Source organism: Clostridium psychrophilum, from assembly GCF_018861705.1.
Taxonomy (GTDB): Bacteria; Bacillota; Clostridia; order Clostridiales; family Clostridiaceae; genus Clostridium_AD; species Clostridium_AD psychrophilum.
On the sequence record NZ_JAHLEC010000140.1, the window covers coordinates 1 to 7078 of the forward strand.

Consider the following 7078-nt stretch of genomic DNA (forward strand, 5'->3'; position numbering starts at 1 on the left):
ACCTATGCTATCCTCAATATAGAAAGCTCGAAGAAATTCTGGGGTGAAGTTGATATATGCATAAAAATGAACCTAGAATTAGCAATGGCTTGAGAGTTTCCGAGAGTACTAATTAATAAATATAAGGGGTGATTATTATAATTACATTATTTATTTTCGGTTTTATCATAATAGTAACACTTATAGTATTAACATTAACAGTTTTAAGAATATCAAACAAAAATAAAATAATAAAACAAACACAATTAGTATGTGAACAAAAATATTTAAAAGATTTAAAACATAAAGAAGTTTTAGATAATTTTAATTGCAAGATTTAGAAGCATATAGGGGAGGATGTTTGATAACAAGTGTATTTCACAACTCTTTATCTTCAATTTCATTAATTGTTTTCTAATAGGAGAGGTATGTTTCAGCCCATATTTCTCCTATTATTCTCCGATTTGGCCTTTATACATCATTAAGATAAAATTTTAACATTACATAACTATTGCTTAACAATAAACTTTTTAAATTATGTACAAAGCAAATTGCGAGAAAAATATCAATATGTTATATATTGACTTATAAGGAGTTGATTTTGTGAGTACAAACATTTACTGTATTAGTGGACAGGTAACTCTTTGAAGATATCTAGAGATTTAAGCAAATTCAATATAAAAATGATTCATTAAATAAGAAAAGATACCATAATCCTTATATAAATATACAAGAATTGTTTTAATTGTAAATCATCAATTTACTACAATATTTATGGTAGATTAATGATTTAAGTTTTATAATATTAGATTTTAATACTAAACATAGAAATTAATAAGAACACCTGAATTATTGGGAATATTTACTTAGTAATAATTTTATATAAAAAAAATTAAAAAATATTTTAGTTGGCTTTTGCTATGTTATGTCATGAAAATAACCTGTAACTTTGCATAAAAGAAATAGAATGCATTTTACATTGCTATAAAATATACTCTGTCTCTTTTTATGCTCAATTAGGTCACTGGTTCCCCATAAATTGGGACTACTCTTGTCCAGCCTTTCATTTTTCCATACTTCAAATATTTATTGTAATACTCTAACTCTGAATTAAGTAACTCTCTCCATAACTTACGTAACGTGTCATTCCTAATTGTCTCAATGATTGCTCTGATATGGGTGTCTATAGACTCTAATTGCCAGGTTAAAATAATTCGGTACATAAACTTATCAGTAATTGTTTCAGGATCAATTGGAGACGCTACTGGTAGTGACGGTCTGTTAGGCAGTGGTACATTAAGCTTTAGTGCTAATCCTTCCAGTTTGTTAAGCTGCTTGTTATAAATATATGCCCCATGTTGAAGTATTGCATTAAACTCAGTATCATGGGCAAAACTTGAGAATATGCCTATGAGTTCAATTTGCTCATATCTCATAGCAATATGATCCCAAATATGAAACGCTTCAGAAGTAGAAAGTTGTTCTTCTAACTGAGGAATAGACGTCTTATAAGTAGGATACGTTTCTTCCCACCCTTTCAATTTACCAAACCTATAAAGTATATCAAAATCCTTAAAATGAGTTATTAAATCTTCTATAACAATACTTCTTAAATTATCATTCGTACTTGTTGAACGAACTGCATGACCAAGAGATGTTAGCTCCGCTATAAGGTCATGGTATATCTTTTTATAGATATAATCATCTGTTACATCATTAATACGAGTTGCAAATTTGACATCTACTGGAGGTCTGTTAGGCATGATTATACGAAATTTCTTGCCTAATTTTTCCAAATTATCTATTTGTACTTCAAAATCTTTCTGAAAATTATCTAGGACTATTTGCCAATCCACATCGTGAATAAAGTTTTTAAATAATTGAAGCGTTTGAGTGCTAACATACCTTGCTCTTAGAAGACTATATATATTATATGCTTCCTGGATATCTAGGGTATCGTTTCTATTTGTAATTTTTTTTATTTTTGAAATTATATCCAATACATTCACTCCTCACTTGTAAATATTGCTATTAGTATTTGTAGAATAAGAATATATATACATTGAGGAGTTCATTAACACTATAAGTTCATATTAGATAAATAAAAATGTTTAATTAAACTTAATTCAATATCATCATCCATCCATTTCACAAATTTCATTCATGTATTATGTTGTTGCTTTTTGTCATAAAAAGGCTTATAGTGTATATATAAATTATTTATAAGTCCTTTATTGGATTTGAAGAAGGTATTCCACAAAAGATTCCTTCTATTTTTTATCTTTTACATACAGAAGAGGGCTATTAATTTAGTCCTTTTTTATTTTGTATATAATTTAATTTTTCTAAACAAAAAAGAAGCCAATTTTTAAGCTCCTTAAAATTACATACTTATTTCAAGTATTCTCGTTCATAAAAAACAAAAGCTAGAAACTTGAACTTACTGTGTAAGTTACACTCAATAATTTAAAAGTCTATAATTACAGAAAATGATCCATTTACAACAAAGTATGCTTTTCTAGCATCAATATTGAGATAAATTTTTAGATCAGTAATTTCATCAATTCTATATTTTTTGCACCATTCAAATTCAAACTTTTTTACTAAATCATCTTCCTCAATTTGTTTTCCTTCATATTGAACATACATTTTTCTAGGTATAGTTATTGACTTAGTTTCTACTATAGCTTTATTTAGCATAATAAAATATCCTTAAAAATTTATTACTTTACTATATTTTATTAAGAGACAAGTGCAAATATGCCTAAGTTTATTCACAAAAGTAATTAAATATAATATTTAATATTTTATATATCAGGCACTAAATTTTTTCATAAAACTACTTGACTTGGAGTTCACTTCAAGTGATAAACTATATATAGTAGAAAGAAAAACAAGTATTATTAAAATGGAATAAAATCAGATATTGCTTTCGCCAAAGTGAAAAAAACTACATTCACAAATTTCATTCGATAAAGGAGGTGCTTTTCCATGAAAATTGCACAGGCAAGTCAAAAATATGATATGACAGCCGATACGCTTCGGTATTATGAGCGAATTGGTTTGATTCCACCAGTAAATCGAAATGCGAGCGGAATTAGGGACTATACAGAAGACGATTGTAATTGGGTTGATTTTATAAAATGTATGCGTGGTGCAGGACTTTCCATTGAAATATTAATAGAGTACGTAACCATGTTTCAGCAAGGGAATCCTACAATCAAGGCTAGAAAAAAGCTTTTAATAGAACAACGTAGTCAGCTTGCTGAAAAGATTAAAGAAATGCAGCAGACGCTCAAACGTCTGGATAAAAAAATTGATGACTAATTATGTTCTTAATCTTTAATTACGGAGAATTAATACCCTTACTCTCCTTTTAGTTAGTATCTTACATTAAAGTGCATACTATTATTATTGCCATACTAAATATATAATAATATATTTAGATGTTTTACAAAATAAACTATTAGGGAAGTATAAAATAAGTTTTAGGTATGTGGTTTACTTTCAAGAGAAGGACAAATAATACACTAAATGAGGAGAATAAGTATGAAAAATTTATTTGAGAAAACAAACATTAACAATATAGAGGTTAAAAACAGATTTATTAGAGCGGCTACTTGGGATGAGATGGCAGATAATGATGGACATATAAGTAGCGCACTTATTCAGCGATATGAGAATTTAGCAAAGGGTGGGGTTGGATTAATACTAACAGGATATACATTTATATCAAAGGATGAGAAACCTAATCCTGGCATGTCTGGAATTTATGATGATTCTTTTATTGAAGAATACAAAATTTTAGTAGATAAAGTACATAAGCATGAAACTAAGATTGCAATGCAAATAGTCTATGGAGGGTCACAAAATGAGCATCCAGATGCCAATGAAATGAATATATATGGACCTTCAGCTATAAAAAATATAGTATACTTTTTTGCTCTTATTTTTGATAATCAGTTGAACCTGTAAGCTCTTTAATAGATATCAGTAAATACTATTTAGGAATAACTATTACTGGTATAGAAGCATTTCTAACAACCTTACTTGTTACAGATCCAACCATTTTATATAAACCTTTTTTATTAGATTTTGTCATAATTATTATGTCATAGCTGTCTTTTTTAGCCTTTTTTAATATTTGTTCTCCAGAGTATCCAAAAGTAATAAAATTTTCAACTTCATATCCTTCCAATTCCTTTTGGGCTTTATCTAAAAACACTTTGCTTTCTTCTACTAAATAATCAAATTCAGTTGGAACTACCATATCATTAGTTATTACTATTTCCATTACATTCATTAGTGTAATTGAAATAGCATCCTTATTTAAAAAATCCTTCAACCAATTAAGAGAGTGCATGCTTCTTTCTGTACCATCTAATGGTACTAAAGCTTTTATTTTTTTCATATAAAAAACATCCTTTCATAATTATAATATTCTATATTTTAAAACACTTTAATTGTTTTCTAAGTTAATATTTGTAGCAATGGCCGCTTTTTTATTACTATTTTTATTTGCTATAAATAAAGACAAAATTAAAGCGACAGCAAGAACACAAGTTTCAATTATAAAAACATGGTGCACTCCGAATACTAAACTTAAAGATTGATATTTTGCAGCAGATGGATTACTAACAGTAAATAAATATTTTTTTTGATATGAAGTCATAATAGCAACAAATAAAGAGGTTCCAAATGCTCCTGATATTTGTTGCAACGTATTCATTATAGCCGTTCCATGAGGATAATACTTTGGAGATAATTGATTTAAAGTATTAGTTTGTACAGGTGTATTTATAAGCCCAACAGCTAATAAAGATAAACAATGCAAAGCAATAATCATAGGAATACTTATACTCATAGATACAAAACGAGAAAGTAAAAGGAATGCAATAGTTGAGATTGCATACCCCGGTATAATTAATGCTTTAGGACCAAATTTGTCATATAAATGGCCTGAAATTGGTGACATAATCCCGTTACAAATTCCACCGGGTAACATAAGAAGACCAGCAATAAATGCTGATAACCCTAACGCACCTTCAAGAAACATAGGTAAAATAAGCATAGTAGCAAAATTTATCATATGCATAATAATCATAAGTATACAACCAAGGCTAAACATAGATTCTTTAAATGGTCGCATATCTAACATAGGTTCACTCATATGTAACTGACGTATTACAAATATGACCAGTGATATAGCCGCAACAACTATAGGACCTGTTACTAAATATGTATATGAACTACCAATATTACTAACACCATATATAATTCCACCAAATCCTATAGTAGACAATATAATAGATATGATGTCTATAGGTGGTTTTGTCAACTGTGTTACATTTTCAATATACTTATAACCTAATATTAAAGATATAATTGAGAAAGGTAATATTATAAAGAATAACCATCTCCAATTAAGTGATTGAATAATTAAACCAGAAATAGTTGGACCTAAAGCGGGAGCACAAAACATTACAAGATTAAATATGCCCAGTGCTTTTCCACGTTGCTCCACAGGATTTATAATTAACAAAGTATTTACTATATTCGGTATTAAAATACCAGTTCCAACAGCTTGAATTAATCTACCTACTAGCAAAATTAAAAAAGATGTAGATAAACCACTTACAACTGTTCCAATTAAAAATACTATTACAGAAAATCCGAATAATTTCCTTGTTGTAAAACTTTGAATAAGTAAGGCAGAAACAGGAATTGCTATTCCCATAATGAGCATATATCCTGTACTTACCCATTGCACAGTATTTGCAGATACGCCGAATTGAACCATTAACTTTTTTAATGCCATATTTAACAAAGTTTCATTTAGCATACAAAAAAATCCAGCCATGATTAGTGCAACAGTAATTGGTACTACATTATATTTTTTTTGTTGACAATTTGAATTTTCTAAACTTCCTTCCATGAATTTTTTCCTCCCAAGCAATCTTTAAATTTGAACTTTTGCATAATTCCACAAAAGTGATTTGTATGATTTTTGAATAGTTAGTTTTATATTTCATTCCAATGCAACAACATAATATAATTACAATATGTACTAATAGCTTTATTTAAATATTCAATGTTTTTACAATTTCTAATTTACATGTTGCAACAATAATATGTTAGCTAACTATCAGTACACTAATACTATACTACTTAAATAAAAATTGCAATTTAATTTTCAGCTTAATGGCATTACATATATACTCAAAAAAATTCAAATTAACATCAATTTCTTTAAATATTGGAATGAGTTTACTGCCCTTTATACTTGCAAAAACAAACTATTATTCCGCAATATAAGCTGACAAATTTGAGAATCTAAAATATTTTTTTCTTGAAAAACAAATAAAGAAGTGTATAATTACTTGTTATAACAACTATCTATACAACAAGCCTATTTCATGGAGATGACTGATATGTTTAAATCTTATGATCAAGATATTGGAATGCTATCCAACAAAATTAATAAAAAACTAATACATTATCTTAATAACAAGCTTGAAAAGTTTAATGTAACAACTGAGCAGTGGTTAGTATTAGTGAGATTATCTAAACAAAACAAAATAAGTCAAAAAAATTTAGCCAAAGTTTCGAGTAAAGATCAGTCTACCTTAACTAGAATAATTGATATACTTGAAAGAAAAAACTTTATTGAAAGACATCCAAATAAAGAAGATCGACGTTCCATTGCTATACATATAACAGCTGATGGGTTAGACACTTGTAAGAAAGTAACTCCATTTTTAGAGGAGATATTTAACGATATTCTTAAAGGTATATCTTATGAAAAACTAAAAATATTTAATGAAGTCTTTTTACAAATAGATGAAAATATAGATAATTTAAAACACAACAATCAGGTTTAGTTTGTAGTCATTAAAACTGTTAAATAGCAAGCAATTAAAAACATAAATAGAAATAATAACTACACTAAAAATGTATTACACTTTTATATAAAAACGTAATTAGAAATAGCGGAGTTTGTCAACATAGTTGTCGCAATTTATACATTTAATTTTTTTATGATGATGCCTTTTCTATAATGAGAAGTTCTTCTTCTTTTATTGGATTCAAAGACACATAT

General features: G+C 27.7%; 7 protein-coding genes. 3 read left to right on the forward strand and 4 right to left on the reverse strand.

Annotated features, from left to right (window positions below; translation table 11 throughout):
- Window positions 1-995: 995 nt before the first annotated feature.
- Window positions 996-1979: a DUF3231 family protein gene (locus KPL38_RS17395; RefSeq protein ID WP_216290406.1), complete on the reverse strand. Its 984-nt coding sequence runs from the start codon at window positions 1977-1979 to the stop codon at window positions 996-998.
- A 466-nt stretch (window positions 1980-2445) separates the two neighbouring features.
- Window positions 2446-2679, reverse strand: a complete 234-nt coding sequence (locus tag KPL38_RS17400) for a DUF6465 family protein (RefSeq protein WP_216290407.1) — start codon at window positions 2677-2679, stop codon at window positions 2446-2448.
- 291 nt (window positions 2680-2970) lie between these two features.
- On the opposite strand from KPL38_RS17400, the gene KPL38_RS17405 reads away from it, so the two are divergent.
- Both KPL38_RS17405 and KPL38_RS17410 read left to right on the forward strand, forming a co-directional pair.
- A complete protein-coding gene (locus tag KPL38_RS17405) occupies window positions 2971-3306 on the forward strand; it encodes a MerR family transcriptional regulator (protein WP_216290408.1) in 336 nt (111 codons plus the stop codon).
- A 222-nt stretch (window positions 3307-3528) separates the two neighbouring features.
- Window positions 3529-3954: an oxidoreductase gene (locus KPL38_RS17410; protein ID WP_216290409.1), complete on the forward strand. Its 426-nt coding sequence runs from the start codon at window positions 3529-3531 to the stop codon at window positions 3952-3954.
- Window positions 3955-3979: 25 nt separating this feature from the next.
- Here KPL38_RS17410 and KPL38_RS17415 read toward each other — a convergent pair whose 3' ends face one another.
- Together KPL38_RS17415 and KPL38_RS17420 are read right to left on the reverse strand one after the other, a co-directional pair.
- A complete protein-coding gene (locus KPL38_RS17415) occupies window positions 3980-4390 on the reverse strand; it encodes a universal stress protein (RefSeq protein WP_216290410.1) in 411 nt (136 codons plus the stop codon).
- A gap of 48 nt (window positions 4391-4438) precedes the next feature.
- Window positions 4439-5914: an MDR family MFS transporter gene (locus KPL38_RS17420; protein ID WP_216290411.1), complete on the reverse strand. Its 1476-nt coding sequence runs from the start codon at window positions 5912-5914 to the stop codon at window positions 4439-4441.
- 496 nt (window positions 5915-6410) lie between these two features.
- Here KPL38_RS17420 and KPL38_RS17425 point away from each other — a divergent pair, with 496 nt between their 5' ends.
- Window positions 6411-6860, forward strand: coding sequence for a MarR family winged helix-turn-helix transcriptional regulator (locus KPL38_RS17425; RefSeq protein WP_216290412.1), 450 nt, complete (start codon window positions 6411-6413; stop codon window positions 6858-6860).
- The last annotated feature ends 218 nt before the right edge of the window (window positions 6861-7078 follow it).